Source organism: Streptomyces sp. NBC_01788 (assembly GCF_035917575.1).
Taxonomy (GTDB): domain Bacteria; phylum Actinomycetota; class Actinomycetes; order Streptomycetales; family Streptomycetaceae; genus Streptomyces.
Window position 1 is genome coordinate 1,361,730 of sequence record NZ_CP109090.1, and the last position, 25,403, is coordinate 1,387,132.

Sequence of the window (25,403 nt, forward strand, 5' to 3'; positions counted from 1 at the left end):
GTTCCCGGCCACTACGGCAGCCCTAACAGCACCCCCGGATCCGCGGGGCCTAACGGAGATCCACACGATGAAATCTGTTCCGCGTATCGAGCGGTACGGCCTGATCGGCGACATGCAGACCAGTGCTCACGTCTGCGACGGCGGCTCGATCGACTGGCTGTGCCTGCCCCGCTTCGACCGGCCGGCCGTCTTCGCCGCGCTGCTCGGAACACAGGAGCATGGGGCGTGGCGTATAGCCCCGTCCGCAGCGTACGAGGGCGGCGCCGATGTGTCAGCCGAGCGTCGCTATGCCGGCGAGTCCCTTGTGCTGGAGACGGTGTGGACAACGCCCTCCGGCAGCGTGAAAGTCATCGACTTCATGCCGCCGCGTGACGGTGGTGCTCCGCAGCTGATCCGGATCGTGGAGGGCCTGGCAGGCGAGGTGGCAGTGGTCTCCACGCTGCGTGCCCGCCCCGGCTACGGCCGGGTCAGCCCGTGGATTCACGAGCTGGGCGGACGCGTGATAGCCGAGGCCGGCGAAGACGCCCTGTGGCTCGACACGTGCTCCGAGCAGGCCGAGAAGGACGGGGCAATCGTCGGCTCATTCACGGTCGGCGCGGGCGAGAGCGTCGCGTTCGTCCTTAGTTGGGGGACGTCCCACGGGGCCGCGCCGGAGATTCCGGATCCTGAGGCTGCCCTGGCGGCGACGCTCGCGTTCTGGGCGGACTGGACGAGCAAGTGCACCTACAACGGCCCGCATCGGGAAGCCGTCATCCGGTCCTTGATCACCCTGAAGGCGATGACCTATGCCCCCAGCGGGGGAATCGTCGCCGCGCCGACGACGTCGCTGCCGGAAGAAATCGGCGGGGGCCGGAACTGGGACTACCGCTACACCTGGCTGCGCGACGCCTCCATCACCCTGGCCGTCCTGCTCGGCACGGGATACCGGCAGGAGGCCGAGGCATGGCGGCGATGGCTGTTGCGGGCTGTGGCCGGCGACCCGGAGAACCTGCAGATCATGTACGGAATCACCGGTGAGCGGGACCTGCAGGAACGGGAGCTGGGATGGCTGCCCGGCTACGAGAACTCCGTCCCCGTCCGCGTCGGCAACGCCGCAGCGGACCAACTGCAGCTCGACGTGTACGGCCACGTGATCGAGATGCTGCATGGCGCGCACCTCGGCGGGGTCGCCCGTTGCCGAGATACCGCGGTCCTGCACCAGCGGCTGATCGAGCACCTGGCCCAGCGGTGGCAGATGCCCGACGAGGGTATCTGGGAGGTCCGCGGGCAGCGCCGGCATTTCGTGCATTCGAAGGTGATGGCCTGGGTGGCGGTCGACCGGACGATCCGCCTGATCGAGGCCGGCGCCCTGGACGCCGACCTGGCCGCGCTGAGGAAACTGCGCGAGACCATCCACCACGAGGTGTGTGCGAAGGGCTTCGATCGAGACCGCAACACCTTTACTCAGTCGTATGGATCGCAGAAGGTCGATGCCGCCCTGCTGCTGATCCCCCGGGTGGGGTTCCTGCCTCCCGGTGACCCTAGGGTGCTGGGGACGGTGGAGGCGGTGCGCCGGGACCTGTCCACCCCGGAGGGCTTCGTACAGCGCTACACGACCGCCGGCGGCCACATCGGCCTCGATGGCTTGACCGGCGACGAGGGAACCTTCCTGCTCTGCTCGTTCTGGATGGTCGACGCGCTCGCCCTGACCGGCCGTCGGCCAGAAGCCCACGCTCTCTTCGACCAACTGTTGGCCCTGCGCACCGACCTCGGTCTGCTCGCCGAGGAGTACGAGCCCGCAACCGGGCGCCAACTGGGCAACTTCCCGCAGGCGTTCAGCCACATCGGGGTGATCGGGTCCGCGCTCCTGCTGCAGCAGCTCAACGCTGGGGCGCCCGAGGCGACCTCCGACGCCATCCTGCTGGCAGGTGTCTGATGAACGCGACCGTCACCACCCTGGTCGTCCTGCTCGCCGTCACGGCCGTGGTCGCCGTGGCGGCGGCCTGGGGCACGAACCGCCGCTGGCGGCAGGCCCGGCAGGAGGCCCAGCGTCTGAGCCGACAGCAGCAGGCGACCGAGCATGCCCTGCGGAAGCTTGTCAGCGAGACCCTGCCGCAGATTCACCAGGCGCGCGGTCACGTCTCCGTGCCGGCCCCTGCACCTGAACTGGCCGGAACCGCGGTCGGTGAGCAGCTGACCACGTTGGTCAAGTGTGCCGTCGGCGTAGTCCAGGCAGTGGTCCGTGACGTCCAGTACGCGGCGTACGGCGAGGTAGAGCGGGCGAAGGCGCTCGGTGCCGAGGAGTTGCGGCATGCGCATACCGCGGCACAGGAGGAGATCGTGCGTGTCCGTGCCACCGCGCTGCGATCGACGGAGGCCGCCGTGCGCAGTGTGACGGTCGCTCTTGTGGGCATGGCGGCCAGGACCAGCCGCAAGGTCAGCAAGGGGATGCGTGCGCATGAGGACGATGCCGCGTTCGAGACGCTGATCGGCATTGATCACACGGTCCAGCAAATGCTGCTAGTGGCCCAGGGATGGACCGTTCTGGCGGGCGGGAAGCTGACCCGGCGCTGGCCCACGGCGTCCTTGACCGATGTGGTGCGGGCCGCGATGGGCTACGTCGAGGACTACCAGCGGGTGCTGCCGCAGGAGCTCGACGTGGCGGTGACCACCCGGGCGGTGGGGCCCGTGGTGCAGACACTCGCGGTTCTATTGGACAACGCGCTGCGCTTTTCTCCGCCGGAGTCACGGGTGCACGTCTGCTTCGAGCAGGGTCACCACGGGGTCACCGTCTTCGTGGACGACAGCGGCCTGCAGATGACGCCTGAGCAGCTCGACGCCGCACGGGACATCCTCACCGGGCAGCGCAGGGATGACATCACGCAGCTCGGTGCCCGCCCGCAGATCGGGTTCAGGGTCGCCGCCGACCTCGCGCGCACCTACGGGTTCCGGGTCGATGTCCAGGCACCCAACTCCCTGCTTGGCACGCGCGCGCTCCTGACTCTTCCCCAGGACCTCCTCACCACGGTGCCGCAGACGCCGCCCGCGCAGCCGTCGCGGGCCGCCCCGTCGTCGGCGCTCGCTTCCGTCCCAGCCGACCCGCCGCCCGCGCTCACCCCGGTTCCGGCAGCATCCCAGCCCGGACCGGCCTCTGAGGGGCCCGCTGTCCGCACGACCTCCAGCGGTCTGTCCGTGCGCCGCAAGGGCCCCGCTCGCGTTGCCGCTCCGGCTCCCCGCCCGGCCAACGCCGAGCCGGGACGGGCGAGCGTGATCGCCGCCTGGGCCCGTGGCACGCAGCAAGCCCGTGCAGAGCAGGGCATTCACACCTCCACTTCCACCGTCGACAACGACCAAGGGCAGGACGCATGACCGACAAGAACATCGGCTGGCTCCTCGAAAGCCTGGAGGGCACCGCCGGCGTGGGGTACGCCGTTCTGGTCGCCGCGGACGGCATCAGCCCGGCCTACACCGACCGGCTGACGCGTGAGCGTGCCGAGAAGATCGCGGCCATCACCTCCACGCTGTGGGGAGCATCGAGGGCCTACGACCAGGAAACGGACGGCGGAGGCGTCCGCCAGTTCGTCATGGAGTCGGTCGACGGCATCTCGCTGGTCATCCCGGCGGGCGAGAACTCGATGCTCGCCGTGCGCACGGACAGCCCCCACGCGGACATCGGTGTGATCAGCGAGGCCGCGCTGCGCCTGGCCGCGAGCGTGGGCGAACGGCTGGGCGCCAGGACGCGCGTCGCGGGCGGCACGGAAGCCGCGCGGGCATGAGCGGGCCGCGGCAGGACCCAGATCTGGTCAGGGCCTACGTCCGCACGGGTGGACGTAGCCGCCCCAGCAAGGACGTGCGCCTGGAGAGCCTGGTCTTCGCCGCGACCGGCACCCTTCCCGGCCTGAACCCGGACGCACGCCGCGTGCTTGCTCTGTTCGCGCCCTCGCACGGTGGAGGACTGGCCGTCGCGGACATCGCCTCCGCACTGTCCCTGCCGCCCTCCACCACCCGGATCCTCGTCGCCGACCTCATCGAGCAGGGGCTGATGACCCTCGCCCAGGGTCGCGACGACGACCGGCCCGTGACCTCAATTCTCGAAAGGGTTCTGCATGGACTCCGCGCTCTCGCCTGACCGGTTCATCGCACCCACGGTGACGGAGACCGCGAAGATCGTGGTCGCGGGAGCCTTCGGCGTGGGCAAGACCACCTTCGTCGGAAGCGTCTCCGAGGTGGCTCCCGTGCGCATGGAGGAGACCATCACTCAGGCGAGCGCCGTGGTCGACGACCTGGCCCGCACGCCGAACAAGTCCACCACCACGGTCGGCGTGGACTTCGGCCGCATCCACTTGGGCGACGCGCTGGTGCTGTATCTGTTCGGCACCCCCGGCCAGGTCCGATTCAGGTTCCTGTGGCAGGAGTTGATCATCGGTGCCCTCGGTGCCCTGGTGCTCGTCGACCCCCGTGACCTGGACGCCTCCCACGAAATCCTCGGCCTCCTCGAAGAGAACGGTGTCCCGTACGCGGTCGCGGTCAACCAGTTCGACGGCGCACCCCACCACCCGCTGGAAGAGATCCACGAAGCCCTCGCATTGGAGGGCCACACGCCGCTGACCGTGTGCGACGCCCGCGAGCGAGCGTCCTGCATGCGGGCACTGATTCAGCTCACCGAGTACCTCGCCCGTCTCGCGCACCCTCTGGAGCCACGACCGTGAGCACCGCGCCCCGCCGCATCCCTCTGTACGAACCGGACTTCGCCAGGGATCCGCATGCCGCCTACCAGGGCATGCGTGAGCAGTTCGGCCCCCTGGTCCCCGTGGACCTGGCCCCGGGCGTGCCCGCCACCCTGGTCGTCGGGTACGAGCAGGCCCGCCGCATTGTCGCTGACCCGCAGCGCTTTCCCGCCGACCCGCGCCGGTGGCAGACCTCCGTCCCGGACACCTGCCCGATCCTGCCGATGATGGAGTGGCGCCCCAACGCGTTGCGCTCGGCCGGCGCCGAGCATGCCCGCTACCGGGCCGCGAACACCGCAGCCCTGGACGCCGTCGACCAGCACGCGCTCCGCGCCCGCGTCGAAGGGGTCGCAGAGCAGACCATCAAAGCCTTCAAGAGCGCAGGCAAGGCGGACCTGCTTTCCCAGTACGCGTGGCCGCTGGCCTTTCAGACGCTCAGTTACCTGCTCGGCTGCCCCGCCGAGGTCGGCCACCGGATCGCCGACGGGATGGCGAAGGTCTTCGACGGGGTCAATGCCTCCATCGGCAACCGCGTCCTTTTCGAGGCCGTCGCGGACCTCGTCGCCCTGCGTCGCCGGCACCCCGGCGACGACGTGACCAGCGGACTGCTCGACCACATCGCCCGGCTGGACGACACCGAGATGGGCCACCAGCTCATCACCCTCTACGGGGCGGGCATCGAGCCCCTGACCAACCTGATCACGAACACGCTCCTGGAGATGCTCACCAACCCTGAGTTCTCCGCCGCCCTGCACGCCGGTGATGCCCCCGTCCGCGAGGCCCTGGACACCGTTCTCTACCGCGACCCACCGCTGGCGAACTTCCAGATGACCTACCCGCCCCGGCCAGTAGACATCAGCGGCTTCCACCTGCCGGCCGACCAGCCGGTAGTCATCAGCTACGCCGCCTGCAACAACGACCCCGCCCTGGGATCCCACCGGCCGCTGGGCAACCGGGCCCACCTCGCCTGGGGCGCAGGCCCGCACCGCTGCCCCGCCAGTTCACACGCCTACCTCATCGCCGAGGCCGCCATCCTCCACATCCTCGACGCCCTGCCCGAGATGGACCTCGACGGCCACCGCGACGACCTCGTCTGGCGCCCCGGCCCCTTCCACCGCTCCCTGACCGCCCTGCCCGTCACCTTCCCCTCACGCTGAAAGAGGCCCCACCATGCCCGAACAGCAGATCCTCGTCCTCGACCCCACCGGATCCGACCCGGACGCCGAACACCAAGCCCTGCGCGAGCGTGGCCCGGCCACGCCGGTGGACATCCTCGGCGTGACCGCCTGGTCCGTCTCCGACCCAGTTGTTCTCAAGCAGCTTCTGACCAGCAAGGACGTCTCCAAGGACGGCCGCGCCCACTGGCCGGCCTTCGCGGAAACCGTGCCCGTCTGGCCGCTGGCCCTGTGGATCTCGGTTCGGAACATGTTCACCGCGTACGGCGGAGACCACCGCAGACTGCGCCGCATGATCGCCCCCGCCTTCAGCTCACGCCGCATCACCGCTCTCGGGACCGCCATCGAAGAGATCATCACCACGCTCCTCGACGACCTCGATGCCCTCCCCATCGGCGAGGTGGTCGACCTGCGCGAACGCCTCGCCTACCCGGTGCCGATCGCCGTGATCTGCCAGATCATGGGCATCCCCCAGGAGCAGCGCGCCGGTTTCCGCGGCGTGGTCGACCGCGTCTTCGAGACGACTCTCACCCGCGAGGAGGCCGAAGCCAACTCCGCTGTCCTTTACAAGGCTCTCGACGCACTGATCGAGGCTAAACGCGCCGACCCCGGCGAGGACATGACCTCGCTGCTCATCGCCGCCCGCGACGACGAGGGCGATGGGTCCGGGCTCACGCACGAACAGCTCCGCGACACCCTCGTCCTGATGATCAGCGCCGGATACGAGACCACCGTCAACGCGATCGACTGGGGGCTGGTCGCCCTGCTGTCCGACCCCGACCAGCTCGGCCACCTCCGCGCCGGCCGCGCCGGCTGGGACGACCTCGTGGAGGAGACCGTGCGAGCGTATCCCGCGATCAAACACCTGCCACTTCGCTACGCCCTCACCGACATCCCGCTCCCCGATGGCCAGAGCATCCGCAAGGGCGACGCCATCCTCGCCTCCTACGCCGCCGCCAACCGCCACCCCGACTGGCACCAGGACGCCGGCCGCTTCGACGCCACCCGCCCCAGCAAGGAACACCTGGCCTTCGGACACGGCGTCCATTACTGCCTCGGCGCCCCGCTCGCCCGCCTCGAAGTCGCCACTGCCCTGCGCCTGTTCTTCGAACGCTTCCCCGACGTCGAACTCACTGCTCGCCACGCGGAGTTGGAGAGGCTGCCGAGCCTGATCAGCAACGGACACACCACCGTCCCCGTGCGCCTGCGTCCCCTCACGACCCGCTGACCGATACCGACGAGGAAGACCACCATGACCGCCCCCGCCCCGGCCACGCCACTCACCCCGGCCGAACGGCGCATCGCCCAGCACGTGCTCAACGGCCTGTCGGCGCGCCAGATAGCCGACGCCGAGACCCTGTCGCACCACACGGTCCGCTCACACATGCGCACCCTGCGCACGAAGCTGCACTGCCCCGAACGCTGCTCCCTCGCGGTCGTCACCCACCGCCTGCTCAGCGCCAACGAAGCCACGGCCCCATCGCCCAACGCGCCCGCGCCCGATCTGAGCGCCGAGCAGACGAAGCTGCTGCGGGCCGTCACCGAGCACAGCAAGCCGCTCGACATCGCGCGCGCCGCCGGCATCGCTCCCGCTGACCTGCACGCCGCGCTCGACCAGTTGCTCGCCGACACGGGTGCGCCGGACGCCACCCGCCTGGTGGCCTGGGCGCATGGCTGGAACCTGCTGACCACCCACCAGACCAGCGCGGTGCAGAACGGAGCGAGGTAGTGACGACTTCGCCGGCCTCCACGGCAGCCGAGCAGCAGCCGGCACCTCCTCAACACCCGCCGATGTCCGTGTCCGCGTACGAGATGCGTTCGCTGCGCACGGACGCCGAACGGGCCGAAGCCGCCGCACTCGTCCAGGACCGTCAGCGCTGGCTCACCCTCCGCGGTCTGCCCGTGCCCGCCCGCGCTGACATCCCGGCTCTCCTCCGCGACCCGCAGAAGAAGCCAGCCGGGCTGTTCGAGGACGGAGAGCTACTGGCCAGCATGATCCCGCAACGCGAGCCCGACCTCGGATGGGGCGAGGGCCCCTGCCTCTTCCTCGGCCACATCCACACCCTGCCCGGCCGCTCCGACGACACGATCCGGCTGATCACCCTGTGGGCCTCCGACTTCGCCGCCCGCCTCGACCTGCCGTGTGTGCGGACAGAGGCTCTTGCCCGCCGCCCTCTCAAGGTGGATCTGATCGCCCGGGTCCTGAACCGCCTCACCGGCATGGGCTGGGATGTGCGCGGATCCGGCCCTGGACGGGACGGTGATCGAGTCGCCCGCCTCGAACTCGCCGCCGAGCACCGTCCCGGGCTCAGCACGCTGATCGGCTGCCGGGTCCGCATGCCGCAGCTGGCTCCGAGTGATCGGGGCAGCGCGTGACGACCGGCGAACCGCAGCGGCCCGACCTCGCCCGCGAGCTGATCGCCCGCGCCGAGGCGTCGGCCGTGCACCGGGCCAAACGAGTGCGCAACCAGCTCGACGCCGTGCAACTCGGCCAAGGCCGTCACACCGACCACGCCAACACCAAAGTTCTGCGCCGCATGCTGGCCGATCACGACTGGCCCGGCCACCGCCTTGTCGGCCCTGCCGCCGCCCGCGCCGCCTGGAGCATCGCACTTCACAGCAATGATGAACCTGACTTCCAGCGCGCCGCCACCACCCTGTTGGAGCGTGCGGTCCAGGCCAGCGATGCGCTCATCCAGCACTGGGCGCACCTGCACGACCGTGCCCTGATCAACCACGGGCACGACCAGGAGTACGGAACCCAACTCCTCCTCCGAGCCGACGGCGTCGAGCTGTGCCCGCTGCGCGCACCGGAATCGCTGGACGAGCGCAGGGCCACCGTCGGGCTTCCGCCGATCGCCGTCGCGCTGAAGGCGGTGCGCCGCCGGTACACCCCGGATCGCAGTGCCGAAGCCGCCCCCACCGTCGTGTTCGCGGGAGCCGTATGAAGAAGCGGAGCCCTGCAATCTCCACCAGCGGGACGAACGTCCACAATCCCGCCCCACGAAAGGACCGTTCACGAATGAAGCTCACCACGGCCGTCCTCGCCGCCGCTGCTGCCGTATCCCTCACCAGCGCCATGGCCGGAGCCGCCCGGCTCCGGCAGGACGCGCGGCGGCACCAAGCCGAGCGGAACGAGGCGATCGTCGCCCGGAACCAGCTCGACTGGCTGGCACAGATGTCCATCAACGCCGACCTCGCCAAGCTCTGGGCGCCCGAGGACATGGACGTCGAGGAGTACATGCAGCTGCTCAAGGCCAATCAGCTCATCTGCACGCTCAGCCTCCGCGACCGCCTCGGCTTCGTCCGTGCCGGACATCTGCCGTGGTATGCCGCGAAGCTGATGGAGAGCGAGGTCTGCCGGCGGTACTGGAACCGGTTCGGCGACCTCCGCGCCCAGGAGGCGGAGGGAGACGAGCGCGCCGAGCACTTCACCAGGGTGCTGGACCAGGCTGCGAAGAACCGCCCGCAGGCGCAGCCCGCAGCAGCCTGACGACACCACACACCGACCCCGGACGCGCGATCGCTCAGGCGACTTCGCCACCCATCGCCGTCTGGCAGCAGACCCCGGAGCCCGACCGGGCCTCGGCATCCAGCACCATCCACCACTCCTAGGAGGCATGCATGACCGCCATCCAGGCCGAGAGGCCGACCGCCCCCGCGCAGGCGGACCTCGTGAAGACCGACGACGACCCGTTCGGGCTCGACATCACCTTCATCGAGGGCACGCCGGCGACCGAGACGGTCCTGATGTGCAGCACGGGCGACACCTGCGGCAGCTCCTGCCCCAGCGCCTGCACCACCTCGTAAGCCGGGTCACCCCGGCAGCGCGGGCCGGACGGGGCTCTCCCCGTCCGGCCCGCCCCAGCCCGTCATGCCAGGAGATGAGGAGAGCACTGATGACACGGCACCGGCCCAGCCTGTACGAGGCCGCGGGGCAGGCCATGCTGCGCGCCGCTGTGCACACGACCGAGCCCGCCACGCCGCCCTGGCCGGCGTCCACGGCGCCTGTGGAAGAGTGGCGCGCGTGGCTGAGCACGGTGTGGTCCGACACCGACTTCCGCCGGACCGTGTCGCATGCTAGCCCTCATCTGGTGGACCAGGTGCAGGCCATCATCGACGGCCGCACACTGAAGGTGCGCCGGATGCGCCGGGCGGCGCTGTCCACCGCCCGCTACGCGATCCGCTACGCACGACGCTCCACCCCCTACGGCCTGTTCGCCGGAGTAGCCCCGCTCGGCTTCGGCCAGACCACGTCCGTCCGCATCGGCGACGAACACCAGGCCGTGACGCGCCCCGAGCCGGTCGGGCTCGAGGAGATGCTCAGCACTTGGGAGAGCGACCCGACCCGCCTGGCCGACGCCGAGGTCTGCGTCAACACCCTGATCCGACAGCGCGATGAGCACATCCACGTGCCCTCCGAGGGCGACGCCGAGTTCCGCCTCGCCCTCAACCCCGCACTGCGTCTCGTCCTCGACCTGGCCCGATCACCGATCGGGTACCGCCAGTTGTCCGACAAGCTGGCCGCGGAGTTCCCCGCCGTAAGGGACACCGCGCGCGACCAGCTCCTGGGTGAACTGCTGCGGGTGCGCCTGCTGCGCTCCTCCCTGCGCGCCCCCGCCACCATCGCCGATCCCACCGACGTCTTACCGCCCGCGGCGCGCACCCAGGCAGCCAGCTTGCGGACAGCGTGCGACCTGCGGCTGGACGCCGACGTGCGGCTGCCTGAGCAGGTGCTGACCGAAGCGGCGACCGCGGCGACCATCCTGGCCCGCCTGGTCACTCACCCGAGCGGGACACCGGCCTGGCTCCGGTGGATCGAGCAGTTCACCGAGCGCTACGGCGAGAGCACCGCGGTGCCCGTGGACGTGGCCACGGATCCCGACCGGGGCGTGGGCTTCCCGGCAGGGTTCGTCACGGCGAGCGAACCGCCCCGCCCGATGTCTAGGCGTGACCGCCTGCTGCTGGAATTGGCTGGCACTGCCGCCGCCGAAAGCAGCCGCAGCGTCGCCCTGACCGGGGCGATGATCGAGGAACTGGAAGCAGCGGCCGGCGACCAGCCTCACGAGCTGGCGCCCCACCTCGAACTGGCCGCACAGGTCCACGCCTCCTCCGTTCCGGCTCTGGACCGGGGCAACTTCCGGCTGCGCGTGCTGACCGTCTCCCGCTCGGCCGGATCGATGATCGGGCGGTTCTGGCACCTCCTACCCGGCATCGAGGCGGCGTACGCGAACCTGCCCACCGTCCATCCGGAAGCAGAACTCGCGCAGCTCACCTTCCACGCCGGACGGGTGCCGGCCGACCTGCTCACCCGCGCACCGCAGGCCCTGCCCCGGATCGTGAGCGTCGGCGAATTCCGCCGTCCCGCCCCGCACGTCCTCTTCCCCCGCGACCTCGCGATCACCGTCACCGGTGGCCGCCCCCAGCTGGTGGAGTCCACGACGGGCAAGCCGCTGGAGCTGCTGGCCCCCACCGCAATCAACTTCCTGTGGAACAACTACACCCCGCCGATGGCCCGCTTCCTCGGCGAAATCAGCCGAGCCGCCTCCCCGCAGGTGACCTGGTTCGACTGGGGCGCCGCCTGGGCCCTGCCCTTCACCCCTGCCCTCACCTACCGGCGCACCATCCTCACCGCCGCCCGGTGGAAGATCCGCAGCCGCACGCTGCCCGCCCGGACCGCCCCTCTCCAGCAGTGGGCCGACCAACTCCACGCCTGGCGAACCCGTTTCGGGGTGCCGGAGCGGGTCCTGCTCGCCGAGGACGACCAGCAGCTTCCCCTCGACCTCACCCGCGACGTCGACCTGGACCTCCTGCGCGCGCACCTAGACGCCAGCGCCTTCGGCATCGCCACCCTGCACGAGGCGCCCCCGCCGGACGCCGACGAATGGATCGGCGGCCGGGCCCACAGCATCGTCATCCCCCTGGCCAGGCGCTCATGACCACGACAACCGTGCCCCGAACGCAGGACCTGTCCGAGGGCGCCCTGGGGATGGCCCTGCTCGACATCGAGCGCCGTGACCTGTCCACCGCCCGCCGCCACCTCACCCAGGCCACCGCCGGGGTCAGCACCGGCAGCAACGCCAGCCTCTTTCACGGCGCCCCCGCCCTGGAGTTCGTGCTGGCCCGCGCCCACGGGGTCGGCGATGAGGTCCGCGCGGCCGTCGACCGCGTCGTGGACGCCCGGCTCGCCGCCGCCCACCGCCGCCAGGCGTCGGGCGTGCTGCCCCACCTCGCCGAATGGGACCTCATCCGCGGCCTGACCGGGCTCGCCGCACTGCTGCTGTCCCGGCGCCCGACCGCACCGCGGCTGCACGACGTGCTCGCCTGCCTCGTCGCGCTCGCCCGCCCTGCCCGTGGTGACGGCCGGCTGCTGCCGGGGTGGTGGTCGGCGGCCGGCCCGGACGGAAAGGAGATGACCGGCGGGCACGGCAACAACGGCATGGCCCACGGCATCGCCGGGCCCCTGGCCGTGCTCTCCCTCGCCCTGTGCGAAGGCGTCAGCGTCCCCGGCCAGGAGGAAGCCGTCGGCACGTTCGTGACCTGGCTCGAGCGGCACGGCGCCCGCTACTGCTCCACCGCAGCCCATCTGGACGCCGAGCAGCCTTCCGAAGCGGAACCGGCCCGCCAGTCCTGGTGTTATGGCCAGCCCGGCATCGCCCGCGCACAGCAGCTCGCCGCGCTCGCCCTCGGCGACCCGGCCCGCCGCCAAACGGCCGAGGACACCGTCGAGACCATCCTGGCCGACCCGCTACGGCTCGCCCGCATCACCGACTCCACGCTCTGTCACGGCTGGGCCGGGCTGCTGATGCTCACCCGCGCGGTCGCCGCCGACAGCCCCGTACCCGCCCGCTTCACCCCGATCATCCAGGACCTGCACCGACGGCTGGCCGCCGACTGGGAGCACCTGCCCAAACCCGGATTCATGGAAGGCCGCGCCGGAGCCCAACTCGCCCTGAACGCCACCGACACCACCGGATGGACCCGCGCCCTCCTGCTCACCTGACCACCACCCTGCCGCCTCGCAAGGAGTTTCCTGCCCATGACCTTCGACGACGAGAACCTGCCGATCGCAGTGGACACACCCTGGTGGCACGCCTCCGTGGCCTTCACCGACCCGCACCCGGACGCCGCCCGGGCCCTGGCGACCACACTGGCCGGACACCGCTTCCACTTCCTACGCAAGGACGCCGGCGTGCGCCTGCGCACCGAGCAGCCTTTCCCCGGCCTGCTGAACCAGCTCGTCACCGACCGCGTGATCACCAGCTGGACAGGCGGCATCTACGAGCCGGAGACCCATGCTTTCGGCGGCCCCGAGAGCATGGCGGTCGCGCACGACGTGTTCTGCGCCGACAGCCCGGCCGCACTTGCCGAGACCGGCACCCCCGGCGCCCGCGAGCGCAGCGTGATGCTGCTGTCCGCCATGATTCGCGAGGCTGGGCTGGACCCTTTCGAAGCCGGAGACGTCTACGCCCGGTGGGCCGCCCTGCGGCCCACCGTCACCCCGCCCAAGGGGCCCGCACTGGAGAAGGCCGTCTCCGCGATGCAGCGGCTGATGAACGCGGACGCCGCCCTGCGCCCCGACGCGGAAGCGGGCTGGGTCGAGCGGGTCGCCGCGTTCGAGGACGCCGGCCGCCGCCTGCGTTGGCTCGCCGCCGACGGCCGGCTAATACGCGGACTCCGGGGCGTCCTCGCCCATCACGCGATCTTCGCGTTCAACCGCGCGGGCGTACCTGCCGACGCGCAGGCCGCCACCGCGTGGCTCGGCCGTCACGTCGCCTTCTCCACCGGAGAAGGAGCTGACGTGTCTACCCGCAAGTCCGCCGCGGCGGACCCTAGCCCTCCTCGGATGGAGACCACCGTGACACCCGTAACCGAACCCACCCAGCTGCGCAAAGCCCTCGCCCAGCGGTTGGTCGACAGCGGCCACCTGCGTAGCCAGGCGGCCATCGACGCGTTCCGCACCACCGACCGGCACGCCTTCCTGCCCGGCGTCGACCTGGAGAGCGCGTACAAGGAGGACGCGGTCCCGATCAAGTACGACGAGCACGGGGAGATGATCTCCTGCATCTCCGCACCGTCCATCGTCGCCACCCAGCTCGAACAGCTCGGCGCCCAGCCCGGCCACAAGGTCCTGGAAGCCGGAGCCGCCACCGGCTACAACGCCGCCCTCCTCGGCAAAATCGTCTCCCCCGGCGGGCAGGTGTGGACCCTCGACGTCGACCAGGACCTCGCCGCAGGCGCCAGCCGGCACCTCGCCGAGGCCGGCGTCGACAACGCCACCGCAGTGATGGCCGACGGCGCGGCCGGGCTGCCCGAGCACGCCCCCTACGACCGGATCATCTTCACCGTCGGCTCCGGCGATGTCCCCGTGAAGATCCTCGACCAGCTTGCCCCCGGCGGACGCCTGGTCCTGCCGATGCGCATCCGCGGCAGCATCTCCCGCTCCTTCGCCTTCGAACGCGACGGGGAGACGTGGAAGACCGTCTCCTGCGAGATGGCCACCTTCATCCCGCTACGCAAGGGCGTCTGCGACGACGTGTACACCCTCGTCCCGATGGCCGGCGAGGGCAACGTGCGCCTGGAGACGTTCAGCGAACAGGACGTCGACCGCGACGCCCTGCGTACCGTCCTCGACCAGCAGCAGACCAAGATCTACACGGGAGTGAAGTTCCGTCAGGGCTCCCCGTGGGAGTGGCTGTACCTGTACCTGGCCTGCGTGCTGCCCAACGGTCTGTCCCGGCTGCCGGGCCAGCGCCCCGGGTTCACCCCGCACTTCGGCTGGGGCTCCATGGCCGCCCTCGACGGCGGATCGCTCGCGTACCTGATCATCCGCGAGGGCGAGGACGAGAAGGGCCGGTACTGGGAGGCTGGCGTGATCGGCCACGGCGAGGGCGGCTCCGACCTCGCCGAGCGCGTCGTGAGCGAGATCCGCGCCTGGGACGCGACCGGCGGCAACGACGCACCCGAGCCGAGCTTCCGGATGGCCGTCGCGGACTCGCGTGACCGGCTGACGGCGGACGACGCCCGCTTCGTCGTCGACAAGCCTTACAGCCGACTGGTCGTCGACTGGGCGCGCAAGGGCTGAGCCGATGATCCCAGCGATAGCCAGCCGCATTCCCCTGGTCCGCCGCACCAAGGCGCCCGCGCTCCCCTTGGAGGAGCGCATCCACCACCTCACCGGGCTGACCGTCGCGCCCGCAGGTGCGAGTCACCATGACCTGGTGGCCCGCGCCTGCGGGGTCCTCAACTACGCCGCGCTCATCGCCTCCGACGTCGGCCTGCCCGACCTGGCCGCCGACCTGTGCTGGCGCCAGCACCAGGTCTTCGCCGACGCCGGACGCCTGAGCGGACCGATCGCCGTCATGTCGCTGATGCCGCTGGTCAACCTCTCCCGGCTGCTGACCCGCGACGGCCAGGGTGAGGCCGCCTATAACCTGCTGGTCCGCCTCAACCACGCCGCGCGGCAGCAGGAGAAGACCGAGGTCGACGGACACACCATCGACCTCTCGCCCCTGACCGGCACGGATGAGGATCACCGCACGGTGTGCCAGGAGTTGTGGGTCACGCTGCTCGTGGACGGCGCCCGTGCTCTCGCCCGCATCGGCCGATGGACCGACGCGGCCGAGGCCATGGCCCAGCACCGCGGCATAGGCAACCGGCTCCTCGACGGCCGCCAGATCAAAGTCATGGCCCTGATGGAAGAGGGGCTGGACCAGCAGGCCCGCGACCTGATCGACACCACCCAGCCCACGGAATCCTGGGAAAGCCTCGTTGGCCAGATCCTGCGCGCCCACTGCCGCCCCAACGACGGCTCGGTTCCACAGGCCGACCTCGGCCGGACGCTGAGCGAAGCCGCCGCGCTCCTGAACCACCCGGATCCGTCGACCGCCGTGTTCCAGACCCGGCGGGCCTGTCCGCCCTGGAGCTGGACCCCACCGGGTCATCCGCGGACATGCTGCCCGGCACCGTCGCCGACGTGGCCTGCCTCGACGCCTACGCGGCACGTGAGGTCCTCAACCATCCGGCTGTAGCAGCCCTCAGTCCGGGAAGGATAGATGTGCTCTGCGGAGTGATCGCGACTGCGGGGCTCGGGGTCGGCACCTTGCCCGCTGCCGACCACCAGGCTCTGTCGAAGTCCGTCACCCTCGGCGAAGCCGAACTGAGGCGACTCCTGCAGGGCGACAAGGCAACAGCAGGCAGTCCCCCGAAGGAGGTACCGCCACCCACGTGAGTGATCGAACACAGCATCACGAACCGCCGCACACGACCACACAAGGAAAGGACCCGGTATTCGAATTTGAGTTCTAGATTTCGCCCGCTCCCACCCGTTACGGCGACACCAGAACCCCCGTTACCCGATCACCCGTCCGCATCTCGCCCCGAGGAGTCCCCATGCATCCCGTACGCCGCCCTGCCCTCGTTCGTCCTGCGTTCGAAAACACCTCCGCCTCCTCGGGCATCACTTTTCACACTGCCGATGGCCGCAACTCCCAGCTCGCCGCAGGAATCACGACCGGATACGAGGTACCTGGCATGACGCAGCCCACTCGTCTCCCGTCGTCCGTCCTTACCTACAGCTTCCGGCACGGCGATGCCCTCGTGACCAGTGGTCGGCGCACTGTCGAACGCCTGGTACAGGAGGGCGGCCTGTGAGCGACTCGCCTCACCAGCTGATCGCCGACGTCGCGCAGGTCCTGCTTCGTGCGAACGGCGCCGCCCTGTGCGTGCGCCGTCCACCGGAGGCCGCCCTCGCGCCGGGACAGCTCACTGTCGTGGGCGGCCATCTGGAAGCCGGTGAACCACTCGACTACGCTGCGCGACGCGAGGCCAAGGAGGAGGTGGGAGTCCTCATCAGCGCTGAGCAGCAGGAGTTCTGCGGCCTCATCCACCACCACGACCCCGACGGTGGCCCGGACCGGATCACCGCCGTGTTCGTCGCGCAGTCCTGGACGGGTGAGCCGTACAACGCCGAGCCGGACAAGCACGAAGGGCTCTTCTGGGTGCCCATGGAGACACCGTCGCCGGACTGCCACCCCTACACCGCCACGATCTTCCACCTGCTCACCCATGGCCCGTCCTACCGGGCCACCAACTGGCCTGCGGGAGGCGCCCGGTGAAGAGGTTCTTCGGCCCGGTCACGATGGCCGACCCCCAAGTCTCCGACGCCGAACACGAGCTGTTCGGCGGACCACTGCGCTACGACATGGGCTGGTCCCAGCACGAGCACGCGACCTTGGACCTGACCATGATGTCCGCGCTGCGCTCCATGCCCGCACTCGTCGGCGCCACGCTGCGCATGGCCTGGCAGGCTGACCAGCGTGCCCTGCTCTCCGTCGGAATCAGCGAGATCGGCCAGGGCATCGCCGCAGCCGCCGGCCTGCTCGCCGTCAACGCCGTCATGCACGCCCTGCTCGCCGGCAGCGGCACCGCTGCCGAGCGGCTCCACGCCCTGTTACCCGGCCTGCTGGCCGCCGCCGTCATCGGCGTCGTCAACTCCGCCCTGTCCGCCTGGTCCACCTCCCGCGCAGGACGCCTGGAACCCAAGGTCGAGCGGATCGCCACCACTCAGTACCTGGCCGCCGCAGCCCGCGTCGAACTGGAAGCCATCGACGACCCCGACTTCCGGCGGCTCGTGGACATCGCCCAGCACGGCCCCGGCTCCGCCCGTCGCATGATCAGCGCCTGCGTCGCTGCGCTGAACGGCCTCATCTCCCTGATCACCACCGCCGGCGTCCTCGCCGTACTGCACCCCGCGCTGCTGCCCATGCTGATCCTCATCGCCGCCCCGCGCGGCTGGGGCGCCATGCGCGTGGCCCAGGAACGGTACGTGTCGGTGATGAGCTGGATCGAGCACGTGCGGGCCAGCCGCCTCATCGGCAACCTGCTCACCGAACGCACCGCCGCACAGGAAGTCCGTCTCCACGCGGTCGGCGCCTTCCTCCTCAGCCGCTACGAGCGCATGGCCGAGAGCGCCGAGGCCGAACAGGAGCGCCTTGCCTCCAGCAAGGCCCTGACCGAGTGGGTCGCCTCCGCGCTGTCGGGACTGGCGATGGCCGCGACCTACGCGGCCATGTTCTGGCTGATCATGGCTGGGCACATGAGCCTCGCCGTCGCCGGTACCGCCGTCATCGCCGTACGGACCGGCTCGGCGAGCCTGGGGGCGCTGGTCATGAACATCAACCAGCTGCACGAGGAGAGCCTCTACGTCCGCGACCACGGCCGCTTCCTCACGCAAGCCGGCCAGCGGACGCTGCCCGCCGGCGGTGCGCCCGTACCAGAACGGGTCAAGGAGATCGTTCTGGACCGGGTCACCTACCGCTACCCCGACCGGCACACCGCGGCCCTGGAAGGGGTCTCCCTGACGCTGCCGATGGGATCGGTCACCGCCGTAGTGGGCGAGAACGGCTCCGGCAAGAGCACCCTGATGAAGATCCTCTCGGGCATGCTGCTGCCTGAGTCCGGCACGCTGCGCTGGGGCGAGGCGGACCTTACCGGCCTCGACCGGGCCCAGGTCTTCGAGCGCGTCTCCCTGCTCACCCAGGACTTCCAGCGCTGGCCCGTGACCGCCGCGATGAACATCCGCCTCGGCCGCCCCGACCACCCCGCGACGGACGACGACCTGAAGCCCTCGGTCGACTACGCCGTCGCCGGCCCCGTGATCGCCAAACTCCCCGACGGACTGCGCAGTCTGCTGGCCCGCATGTTCCGCGGCGCAATCGAACTGTCCGGCGGCGAATGGCAGAAAGTTGGCCTGGCCCGCACGCACTGGCGTAGCTCGACCTCCCAGGCGGACGGCGTCCTCATCGTGGACGAGCCGACCTCCGCCCTCGACCCCGAAGCCGAGATCGAAGCCTTCGATCGCATCCGCCGTCTCGCCGCGCCGAACCGGGCCGTCGTCCTGGTCACCCACCGCATGTCCGGCGTTCGCCATGCCGACCACATCTACGTCCTCAACAGCGGGCACCTCGCCGAGCACGGCACCCACGACGAGCTCATCGCCGCCCGCGGCCGGTACGCCGCCATGTTCGACGCCCAGGCCGCCCAGTACGCCCCGACCGCGATCATCCCGAACCCTGCTGCGCCCACCGTCTCGGACCAGGTATGACCCGCTCGACCGGAAGGCCCACCGTGACCACGCCCCCCACCACGGACCTCGACCAAGCCACCCTCCTGCGCCACCTGCTGGCCGACCACTTGGCCACTGCCGGACACATCCGCACCCCGGCGGTCGAGCAGGCAGTACGGCGCCACCCACGTCGACGCGGAAACGCAAGAGCGCAGCCACCGCACCCTGGCGCGCTTGCGAACCCAAGGCCGCAACCAGTGACCGGCCGCCCCGGAGCCTGAGTCATGGAGCACCCCGGTTCAACAGACCGCAACGGACACACCGCATCCAACGGAGGCACGCGTGCCTGACGACACCCAACAGGCGGTTCCAGCCGTCCCGAGTCCGGCGACAGGAGATGAACCGCGGGAGTATCACATGCACCTGCTCCCGCGGTACTACCGCCAAGTGGAGGCATGGCCGTAAGACGATCGAAGTGAGGGTGGCCACCCCGCAGAAGCGCACCGTCGCAGCCGGCGACACGGTCGTCTTCCACGACCGGGACACCGGGCGGGAACTCGACGTCACCGTGCAGCGGATCACCCCATACCCGACCTTCGAGGATCTGCTCAGCTCGGAGGATCCCGCGCGCATCGACCCGGACGGGCCGCCCGGAGAACTGCTCGCCAACCTCCGCAGCATCTACCCGCCGGCCAAAGAAGCGCTCGGCGCCCTCGCCCTCGAATTCGACCACCGTCCTGCCCGTCCGGGCCGCCCCATGCCGATGACGCCCGCGCAGTACGCGCAGACCGTCCCCCACCACACGGTGTACGGCTGCCTGTACATCCGCGACGAACACGACCGGCCTGTCCAACTGCGCTCGGTCTACGGCTCGCGCCTCTGGCAGTTCCCGGGCGGCAACCTGGACGCCCAAGGAGAGGACCCGCTGCAGACCGCCCGCCGCGAAGCGGTCGAAGAGACCGGCCTCGAGCTCGGCCTGCTCACGCCGAGACTGCTCCTGACGCACTTCCTGCACGCCGGGCCCCGCCTGCCGCTGAACAAAGTAGGGCTTGTATTCGACGGAGGACGGCTGACCGCGGACCAGCTCGGCCGGATCCGCCTCGATCCCGCCGAACACGACATGTGGGCCGTCCACGATCTCGCCACTTGGCAGGAGCTGATGGCGCCGCGCGCCTTCTCCCGTCTCGACGCCATCGAACGAGCCCGTCGCGGCGAGGGCCCCGCCTACCTCATCACGCACACCTGATCCCCGGCCCGCCCACCCAAGAGGCAGTCGTGCCCGCCGAGGACACCAACACCCAAGCCTGGTTAATCTACGGCCAGCGACAACTGGCCCGCGCCTTCACACCGTCCATCCCCGACCGGCTGTCCTGGACGTCCTGGGGAAGGGATCGGGCCGGAAGCTGAAGTCCTCGGTGACGTCACCGGCCGCCACGTCCTGGAAATCGTCTCCGGCGCCGGCCACCACGCCGTCCATCTCGCCCAGGCGCACGGCGCCCGCGTCACCGGCATCGAGCTGTCCCCGGCCCAGCACGAACGCGCCATCTCCACCCACGCGGACGTTGAAGGTGTCGAGTTCGTCCAAGGAGACGTGGCCGAGTACCTGGCCGAGGCCGAGCCGTTCGACGCCGCGTACGCGATCGGGACGCTGGGGTTCATCGACCCCCACCGCTCGCTGCCGCGGCACTTCGCGACGGACTGCGTCCCGGCGCCCCCCTGATCCTCTCGCTCCTGCACACCGACCTGCACGGCCGCGCCCCGTCCACGGAGGTGCATCCGTGTTGAGGCCACCGATCTGCTGCACCACCCAGACGACTCTGCCGCGGTCATCCAGCAGCTCATCCATGCCCGCCGCCTGCCCGACCGATCAGCAGCCACCTCCGGCACGTGAGCCCTATGCCGGGCGGGTCCTGCGGCCATGAGCCATATGCGGTGCTGTCGCGCCGTCCAGTAGCAACAGCATGGTCCCCCTTTAGTAGAGACTGAACATCAATCCCCGGGGCTTGACACCTTCCTACGCCAGCTACTCCGGAGCCGCAAGGTCTGCCAGACCGGTATCACACATGATGCGGTCGATTGTCCCGGCCAAAGTGCTGTCGGCACCAATGACGGTCTCCATAGCGCGGGGCAGCAGGTCATGTTCCCGGTACCAGGAGCGGAGCTGCGCCTCGCTGATGTGAGCGAGATCGGGCTTGGTGGCGTGGCGGGCCAGGGTTTCCTCGAAAGGCATGTCCAGGTAGTAGCCGTGGCTCACGCCACGGTGGTCGGCACGTAGTTGGGCCAGTATGTCGCTGTAGTGTTCGGCGTAGAGGACGCCCTCAATCACCGCGTGATAGCCCGCAGCGAGGGCGTAGCGGGCGACGACGTCGATCAGGCCGATGTTCGCCGCCCCGGGCCGGTCGTGCTCGCACAGAACCACACAGCGGAGGTTGTCCTGGCTGACCAAGGCTAGTCCGCGCCCGAACCTCTCACGCATGCCGACCGCGATGCTCGATTTTCCCGAGCCGCTATTGCCTCGTACGATCACCAGCCGCGTCTCTTCTGTGCCCACCATCACCTGCGTCACGCTACGCGAGCAGCGATGTCTGGGGATGCTGGCGACGCCACTACAGGCACGGATCCTTCTCTATGCGAAGCGGCCCGTGCCGGTTCTGCGCGTTCGAGTGCCCGTCGGTGCACCCTTCGGGGGCTCGGCTGGATTATGTTCGGAAACACCGAACGTCCACGACGTCCATGCCTGCGGCCTTGGCTGCCTGTACACCTTCGGTCGAGTCTTCGTAGACCAGGCAGCGGGCTGGTGCGACGGCGAGGCGGGCCGCGGTGAGGAGGAACAGCCCGGGGTCCGGTTTGCCCCGAGGGGCGTCTTCACCGGTGATGATGTCGGTGAATAGAGGGCGTAGGCCGGTGGCGTCGAGGCCGGCGTGGACGGCTCGGCGTGCACCGCCCGAGGCGATGGCCAGGGGCAGGCGGCCGTGCAGGGTCTCGGCAAGCTGGACCACCGGTTGGTATGTCTGCAGTTCGGCGATCTCGTCGAGGATCAGGTCGAGACACTGAGCGACAACCTCGTCGATCGGCACGTGGGTCCCCGTGGCGGCTGCCAGTTCGCTGATCAGCTCTGCACCGGAGGTCCCGATCCTGGACGTGTAGAACGACTCGTCCATGGTGAGACCCCATCTGGTGCAGGCGCGCGAGAGACCGCGGAAGTTGAGGGGATGGCTGTTGACGAGCGTTCCGTCCCAGTCGAAGAGCACCGCGTCGTAGCGGTCCGGGTCCGGAGGATTCCCATGGTCGCAGGTGCCGGGTGCCGGGCAGCTGGAGTCGGGTGGTGAAGCGGCGCCGAGCGCGTCGCGTTCGCGTGGTGAGGTGGACGAGTGCTGGTCGGCCGGCGGGCCGATTCGGGGGTGACGTGCCTGCATGGGGGCCTCGCTGTCGCGTCGTCAAGTGGTCTTCGTGATCAGGTCTCGTGCGTGGCGCTGGGCAGCCACGGGGTCGGGCGGGGTGGCGGTGACCGCTGACATGAGACGTCCTAGCAGGTGAACGGAGCGGTAGACGGCCAAGGTCTCCTCTGAGTGCGGGATGCCGTGGTCGGTAAGGAGTCGGCTCATCTGGACCGGATGGACAACGAAGGCATGAGCGGCCCGGGCGTAGTCGAGGCTCGGATCCCCGTAGATCGCCAGCTCCCAGTCGAGGCCCGCGGTACCGGCTGGCCCGAACAGGAAGTTCCCGGGTTCCGGATCGTTGTGCAGGAGACGAGGCGCGTCCGGCTCGGGTGGGGACGCACTCGCCAGTGCCTCGGCGGTGGCGGCGGCTTCGTGGAATCCGTGGCGGGCGAGCGCGGCCTGATACGAGAGGAGCCGCTCGCGCAGGTAGTCTCCCCAGCTTGCGGCCACCGGGGTGAAGAGACGACCGAAGCCGGGGCCGGTGATCTGGTGGACGCGATGCAGGTAGGGGATGACCCGCCGCAGCGCCTCCTCACCACTGCCCGGCGCCGTGCCGTGCAGACGTCGCAGGATCAGCAGTCGGCGGCCCCGGACGGAACCGCCCGCGAGTACGGACGGGGCTCGTATGCCGGCCTCGGAAAGCCTCTGCAGAGCTGCCTTCTCGGTGTGTGCGCGCCAGGGTTCGCGGTAGACCTTGGCCACGGCGCCAGGCAGGCGGAGAAGCCGGTTGCTCGGGGGAATCACTGTGGCGCTCATCGGCTTGAAGCGGGGCTGCTGAAGGCCGCGCGCACGGTCTCGGTGACGGCGGCGTACGGGACACGGGTGCCAAAGCGCAGGCTGACGGCCGGCTGACTGGCGAGGGCGTCGACAACGCGGGCTCCATTGCGCGCGAGGGCGTCGGGGCTGCTCGTCCGGATGCCGAGCCAGTCGCTGACGTAGATGTTGTCGCCCGGCGACATGCGCTGAGCGCCCAGCAGTTCCCGGGCCGACTCTGGGCGCATCGCCTGCAGATGTAGCTCCTGGGAGTCCTGGATGACCTGTGGGAAGACGACGAGATCCACGGTTGCGGTCGTTGCCAGTGGCGTGCCGGTGCGCTCGTGCCATTCGGAGGGGAGGATGTGCAGTTTGTTGGAGCCGCGGAAGTTCTGCCAGTCGGTGTTCATCGTGGACTGGGGGCGCGTGAGGTCCCACTGCTCGGCGCTCGCGTATCCGAGTGCTTGCAGGGTGCCGCCGTTGAGCCGGATCGGGCCGGGCATGGCGACAGCCTGCGGAGCCGCACCTGGGAAAGCGGTGATCATGGTGCGGTCGTTGGAAAGGAAGGCGCCCTTCGCGGTCGCGGCCAGCGCGAGCGCGAGCGTGGACTTGCCGGCGCCAGAGTCGCCGACGACCAGGATGCCGCGGCCGTCCATAGTGGCGGCCGAGGCGTGCAGGCACACCCAGCCGTCGTCCTCGGCCCGCCGGTAGCCGATCTCCCGCAGATGCCGGGCGGCGTTCATCGTGGCGTCGGTGTCGTCGCAGGTGATGACGGTGAAGTTGCCGGGGTGGCGGACGATGAGCTGCGGCGCGATCCCGGCATCGGGATCGGTCAGGAGCACCGGGCCGCCGGGCATCGGGTGCCATGCTGCCGGGGCACCGACGTGCATCCGTACGTGGCGTGGAGCTCCGGTGCCCGTTGAACGGACACGCTCGGCAAGGGCCGCGACGCGGGCACGGGGCAGGGCGAGAGCGCGCATCGTCGCGCTGCTGCCGGTGGCCGCGGCGTCGGGGCGCACGACGTTCCACAGGTCGCTGGGCGGCATGAACAGGCGCTGTACGTAGGTCGTTGCCATGCTGGTCGATGCGAGTACCTCGATCGTGAGGCCGCCGAGCTGGACGGTGATCTTCTCGGTGCACCACGCGTCGAGGGCGGCCACGTTGACGTCGCCGTCGAGGAAGGCGTCGAGCACGGGTATGGCCTGATCAGTGGCGGGCATCGGCGTCTCCGGCTGCGAGGAAGTGTTCGATCTTGCTCTGGCCGTTGCGGACGTGCGGGATGTGGTGGGCCGTCAGGGCGGCGGCGACGGTGTCGGCGGTCTCGGTCACGGAGTGCCGGATCCGGGCGGCGGTCGCGGTGACAGGGGTGGCGGTGAAACAGGCCCCGTACTCGATCTCGACCTGTTGGAGGGTGCCGGGGTGCGGAGCGAGGGTGGTGGTGTCAACGGTGACGGTGGACCAGTGGCCGTCCGCGTCGGCCGGCGAGGGCAGGTCCCAGGTGGCGCGGTGGAGCGTGCCGGTATGAACGAGGCGCGGGTGGCCGAGGGCTTCGGCGACCTGGGCCAGGGCCTCGTCACGGGTGGCGGCGGGGCGAATGCTCTTGTGGAGACGGCCGGCCTTGAGGACTTTGGCCTTGGCCCACCAGGTTCCATCGGGGCGGGGTGTCAGAGCGGCGTACTCGCGCCGCCCGGTGCCGGGCGGCAGATAGATGTCCGAGCGCAGGACCCGCCGGTGGATGGTGGCGCCGAAGACCGGCACACCGGTAGCGGGCAGAAGGTCGCGCAGCAGACGTGCGACTGCGGCGGGATTGGCCGGGACTGTGAGGGTGATCTTCTCCTCGGCCTCTGGGCCCTGGCCGGAGCGATGGCCGGGGCGCGGTAGCGGGAAGTTCACCGCGCCGCGCTCGTCGGCGATGGCGCTGGCCCACGCCGTGACGTCTCCGGATGCGTCGGCGGACGTGGTGGTGCGGTGGAAGGCTGCCAGGACGACGGCGTCCGGGCGCCACTGCGCGGTGACGAAGAAGAGGGCCTCACCGGTGGATTTGTCGATGTGGCAGGCCCATAAGGGGACGTGGACCAACCCGAGGACGGCCTGTTTCGGGCGACCGGGCTCGGGCCCATGCCACAGCTGACGGCGCAGGGTCGGCCCGTCAAGGACGAGGGCGGGGCCGGATACGGGGACGCTGAGGTGGGTGTAGGCGATGCCAGGGTCGGTGGGCGAATCGGTGGTGGCCGCGACGAGAAGCACGAGTGGTCCCTTCGGA

At 70.2% G+C, this 25,403-nt stretch carries 25 protein-coding genes; 20 read left to right on the forward strand and 5 right to left on the reverse strand.

Translation table 11 applies throughout. From position 1 onward, the window contains the following. The first annotated feature begins 67 nt into the window (after positions 1–67). From OIE49_RS06380 to OIE49_RS06475, 20 genes are all read left to right on the forward strand, one after another. Positions 68–1,915, forward strand: a complete 1,848-nt coding sequence (locus tag OIE49_RS06380) for a glycoside hydrolase family 15 protein (protein ID WP_326801466.1) — start codon at positions 68–70, stop codon at positions 1,913–1,915. Continuing rightward, the gene (locus OIE49_RS06385; RefSeq protein WP_326801467.1) at positions 1,915–3,348 is read left to right on the forward strand and encodes an ATP-binding protein; all 1,434 of its coding nucleotides are present in this window, start codon (positions 1,915–1,917) and stop codon (positions 3,346–3,348) included. The genes OIE49_RS06380 and OIE49_RS06385 overlap by 1 nt, the downstream gene beginning before the upstream one ends. Beyond that, the gene (locus tag OIE49_RS06390; RefSeq protein WP_326801468.1) at positions 3,345–3,755 is read left to right on the forward strand and encodes a roadblock/LC7 domain-containing protein; all 411 of its coding nucleotides are present in this window, start codon (positions 3,345–3,347) and stop codon (positions 3,753–3,755) included. The genes OIE49_RS06385 and OIE49_RS06390 overlap by 4 nt, the downstream gene beginning before the upstream one ends. Beyond that, a complete protein-coding gene (locus OIE49_RS06395) occupies positions 3,752–4,108 on the forward strand; it encodes a DUF742 domain-containing protein (protein WP_326801469.1) in 357 nt (118 codons plus the stop codon). The genes OIE49_RS06390 and OIE49_RS06395 overlap by 4 nt, the downstream gene beginning before the upstream one ends. Further along, a complete protein-coding gene (locus OIE49_RS06400) occupies positions 4,086–4,688 on the forward strand; it encodes a GTP-binding protein (RefSeq protein WP_326801470.1) in 603 nt (200 codons plus the stop codon). The genes OIE49_RS06395 and OIE49_RS06400 overlap by 23 nt, the downstream gene beginning before the upstream one ends. Then, positions 4,685–5,863, forward strand: coding sequence for a cytochrome P450 (locus tag OIE49_RS06405; protein WP_326801471.1), 1,179 nt, complete (start codon positions 4,685–4,687; stop codon positions 5,861–5,863). The genes OIE49_RS06400 and OIE49_RS06405 overlap by 4 nt, the downstream gene beginning before the upstream one ends. A gap of 13 nt (positions 5,864–5,876) precedes the next feature. Continuing rightward, on the forward strand, positions 5,877–7,109 hold the full coding sequence (locus tag OIE49_RS06410; protein ID WP_326801472.1) for a cytochrome P450 family protein: 1,233 nt from the start codon (positions 5,877–5,879) through the stop codon (positions 7,107–7,109). Positions 7,110–7,133: 24 nt separating this feature from the next. Then, complete coding sequence (locus OIE49_RS06415) at positions 7,134–7,610, forward strand: helix-turn-helix domain-containing protein (protein ID WP_326801473.1); 477 nt, start codon at positions 7,134–7,136, stop codon at positions 7,608–7,610. Beyond that, positions 7,610–8,257, forward strand: a complete 648-nt coding sequence (locus OIE49_RS06420) for a hypothetical protein (RefSeq protein ID WP_401787366.1) — start codon at positions 7,610–7,612, stop codon at positions 8,255–8,257. The genes OIE49_RS06415 and OIE49_RS06420 overlap by 1 nt, the downstream gene beginning before the upstream one ends. Next, on the forward strand, positions 8,254–8,829 hold the full coding sequence (locus tag OIE49_RS06425) for a DUF6624 domain-containing protein (RefSeq protein ID WP_326801474.1): 576 nt from the start codon (positions 8,254–8,256) through the stop codon (positions 8,827–8,829). Before OIE49_RS06420 ends, OIE49_RS06425 begins: the two co-directional genes overlap by 4 nt. A gap of 74 nt (positions 8,830–8,903) precedes the next feature. Next, a complete protein-coding gene (locus OIE49_RS06430) occupies positions 8,904–9,374 on the forward strand; it encodes a DUF6082 family protein (RefSeq protein WP_326801475.1) in 471 nt (156 codons plus the stop codon). A 131-nt stretch (positions 9,375–9,505) separates the two neighbouring features. Beyond that, positions 9,506–9,691, forward strand: coding sequence for an FxLD family lanthipeptide (locus OIE49_RS06435; protein WP_067230160.1), 186 nt, complete (start codon positions 9,506–9,508; stop codon positions 9,689–9,691). An 89-nt stretch (positions 9,692–9,780) separates the two neighbouring features. Next, entirely contained in the window at positions 9,781–11,820 is a 2,040-nt protein-coding gene (locus OIE49_RS06440) for a lantibiotic dehydratase family protein (RefSeq protein ID WP_326801476.1), read from the forward strand. Then, on the forward strand, positions 11,817–12,884 hold the full coding sequence (locus OIE49_RS06445) for a lanthionine synthetase LanC family protein (protein ID WP_326801477.1): 1,068 nt from the start codon (positions 11,817–11,819) through the stop codon (positions 12,882–12,884). The genes OIE49_RS06440 and OIE49_RS06445 overlap by 4 nt, the downstream gene beginning before the upstream one ends. Positions 12,885–12,920: 36 nt before the next feature. After that, entirely contained in the window at positions 12,921–14,966 is a 2,046-nt protein-coding gene (gene fxlM / locus OIE49_RS06450) for a methyltransferase, FxLD system (protein ID WP_326801478.1), read from the forward strand. 4 nt (positions 14,967–14,970) lie between these two features. Beyond that, positions 14,971–15,912, forward strand: a complete 942-nt coding sequence (locus tag OIE49_RS06455) for a hypothetical protein (RefSeq protein WP_326801479.1) — start codon at positions 14,971–14,973, stop codon at positions 15,910–15,912. Between the two features lie 618 nt (positions 15,913–16,530). Continuing rightward, a complete protein-coding gene (locus OIE49_RS06460) occupies positions 16,531–16,998 on the forward strand; it encodes an NUDIX domain-containing protein (RefSeq protein ID WP_326801480.1) in 468 nt (155 codons plus the stop codon). Continuing rightward, positions 16,995–18,986 (forward strand): ABC transporter ATP-binding protein, encoded by a 1,992-nt coding sequence (locus tag OIE49_RS06465; protein ID WP_326801481.1) that lies wholly within the window; start codon positions 16,995–16,997, stop codon positions 18,984–18,986. Before OIE49_RS06460 ends, OIE49_RS06465 begins: the two co-directional genes overlap by 4 nt. Positions 18,987–19,428: 442 nt before the next feature. After that, positions 19,429–20,193: an NUDIX domain-containing protein gene (locus tag OIE49_RS06470; RefSeq protein ID WP_326801482.1), complete on the forward strand. Its 765-nt coding sequence runs from the start codon at positions 19,429–19,431 to the stop codon at positions 20,191–20,193. A 198-nt stretch (positions 20,194–20,391) separates the two neighbouring features. Then, entirely contained in the window at positions 20,392–20,667 is a 276-nt protein-coding gene (locus OIE49_RS06475) for a class I SAM-dependent methyltransferase (protein WP_326806159.1), read from the forward strand. A 303-nt stretch (positions 20,668–20,970) separates the two neighbouring features. Here the strand turns inward: OIE49_RS06475 and OIE49_RS06480 are convergent, their stop codons facing one another. The 5 genes from OIE49_RS06480 to OIE49_RS06500 form a co-directional block, all read right to left on the reverse strand. After that, entirely contained in the window at positions 20,971–21,513 is a 543-nt protein-coding gene (locus tag OIE49_RS06480; RefSeq protein ID WP_326801483.1) for a kinase, read from the reverse strand. A gap of 133 nt (positions 21,514–21,646) precedes the next feature. Beyond that, the gene (locus OIE49_RS06485) at positions 21,647–22,363 is read right to left on the reverse strand and encodes an HAD family hydrolase (protein ID WP_326801484.1); all 717 of its coding nucleotides are present in this window, start codon (positions 22,361–22,363) and stop codon (positions 21,647–21,649) included. Between the two features lie 21 nt (positions 22,364–22,384). After that, the gene (locus OIE49_RS06490) at positions 22,385–23,089 is read right to left on the reverse strand and encodes an aminoglycoside phosphotransferase family protein (RefSeq protein WP_326801485.1); all 705 of its coding nucleotides are present in this window, start codon (positions 23,087–23,089) and stop codon (positions 22,385–22,387) included. Positions 23,090–23,139: 50 nt separating this feature from the next. Beyond that, positions 23,140–24,360, reverse strand: coding sequence for a hypothetical protein (locus tag OIE49_RS06495; RefSeq protein ID WP_326801486.1), 1,221 nt, complete (start codon positions 24,358–24,360; stop codon positions 23,140–23,142). Continuing rightward, positions 24,347–25,387, reverse strand: coding sequence for a hypothetical protein (locus OIE49_RS06500; RefSeq protein WP_326801487.1), 1,041 nt, complete (start codon positions 25,385–25,387; stop codon positions 24,347–24,349). Before OIE49_RS06500 ends, OIE49_RS06495 begins: the two co-directional genes overlap by 14 nt. Positions 25,388–25,403: the final 16 nt, after the last annotated feature.

Bases quoted from the DNA above. Each gene is read 5' to 3' on its own strand.
- OIE49_RS06380 (WP_326801466.1), top strand. From the start codon at position 68: ATGAAATCTGTTCCGCGTATCGAGCGGTACGGCCTGATCGGCGACATG.
- OIE49_RS06385 (WP_326801467.1), top strand. From the start codon at position 1,915: ATGAACGCGACCGTCACCACCCTGGTCGTCCTGCTCGCCGTCACGGCC.
- OIE49_RS06390 (WP_326801468.1), top strand. From the start codon at position 3,345: ATGACCGACAAGAACATCGGCTGGCTCCTCGAAAGCCTGGAGGGCACC.
- OIE49_RS06395 (WP_326801469.1), top strand. From the start codon at position 3,752: ATGAGCGGGCCGCGGCAGGACCCAGATCTGGTCAGGGCCTACGTCCGC.
- OIE49_RS06400 (WP_326801470.1), top strand. From the start codon at position 4,086: ATGGACTCCGCGCTCTCGCCTGACCGGTTCATCGCACCCACGGTGACG.
- OIE49_RS06410 (WP_326801472.1), top strand. From the start codon at position 5,877: ATGCCCGAACAGCAGATCCTCGTCCTCGACCCCACCGGATCCGACCCG.
- OIE49_RS06415 (WP_326801473.1), top strand. From the start codon at position 7,134: ATGACCGCCCCCGCCCCGGCCACGCCACTCACCCCGGCCGAACGGCGC.
- OIE49_RS06430 (WP_326801475.1), top strand. From the start codon at position 8,904: ATGAAGCTCACCACGGCCGTCCTCGCCGCCGCTGCTGCCGTATCCCTC.
- OIE49_RS06435 (WP_067230160.1), top strand. From the start codon at position 9,506: ATGACCGCCATCCAGGCCGAGAGGCCGACCGCCCCCGCGCAGGCGGAC.
- OIE49_RS06440 (WP_326801476.1), top strand. From the start codon at position 9,781: ATGACACGGCACCGGCCCAGCCTGTACGAGGCCGCGGGGCAGGCCATG.
- OIE49_RS06445 (WP_326801477.1), top strand. From the start codon at position 11,817: ATGACCACGACAACCGTGCCCCGAACGCAGGACCTGTCCGAGGGCGCC.
- fxlM (WP_326801478.1), top strand. From the start codon at position 12,921: ATGACCTTCGACGACGAGAACCTGCCGATCGCAGTGGACACACCCTGG.
- OIE49_RS06455 (WP_326801479.1), top strand. From the start codon at position 14,971: ATGATCCCAGCGATAGCCAGCCGCATTCCCCTGGTCCGCCGCACCAAG.
- OIE49_RS06485 (WP_326801484.1), bottom strand. From the start codon at position 22,363: ATGCAGGCACGTCACCCCCGAATCGGCCCGCCGGCCGACCAGCACTCG.
- OIE49_RS06495 (WP_326801486.1), bottom strand. From the start codon at position 24,360: ATGCCCGCCACTGATCAGGCCATACCCGTGCTCGACGCCTTCCTCGAC.